Source organism: Azohydromonas lata NBRC 102462, assembly GCF_001571085.1.
Lineage (GTDB): Bacteria > Pseudomonadota > Gammaproteobacteria > Burkholderiales > Burkholderiaceae_C > Azohydromonas > Azohydromonas lata.
In genome coordinates, this window is record NZ_BCTC01000339.1 from 1 (window position 1) to 544 (window position 544).

Here is a 544-nt window from a genome sequence, read left to right on the forward strand (position 1 = left end):
CCAGCACGCTTTCCTCGCCGTTGCGCGTGACGGCGCCAAAGCGCATGGCCGGCGCCTCCTTGACCTGCGCCACGTCGCGCACGTGGATCGGTGCACCGTTGCGCTCGGCCACGATGACGGACTCGATGTCGGCCACGCTGGCGACCAGACCCAGGCCTCGCACCAGGTACTGCTCGGCGCCGACGTTGAGGTACTGGCCGCCAACCTGGCGGTTGTTGGCCGCCAGCCGCTCCATCACCTCCTTGAACGACAGCCCGTACTTGATGAGGCTTCGCGGGTCGATCTGCACCTGGAACTGCTTTTCCTGGCCGCCCCAGGAGATGACGTCATCGACGCCGGGCGCGGTGCGCACGATCAGCCGCACCGTCCAGTCGTGCAGCGTGCGCAGGTCCATCGCCGAGAGCTTCTTGTCGGCCGAATCGATCGTGTACCAGAACACCTGGCCCAGGCCCGAGCTGTTGGGGCCCAACACCGGCTCGCCATAGCCCTGGGGCAGCCGTTCCTTGGCCTCCTGCAGCTTCTCGCCCACCAGGCGCCGGGCAAA

1 protein-coding gene is annotated in these 544 nt (G+C 67.6%); it reads right to left on the reverse strand.

Annotated features, from left to right (window positions below):
* On the reverse strand, positions 1-544 hold a 544-nt coding region (locus ALA01S_RS31400), incomplete at both ends, for an efflux RND transporter permease subunit (RefSeq protein WP_169806070.1).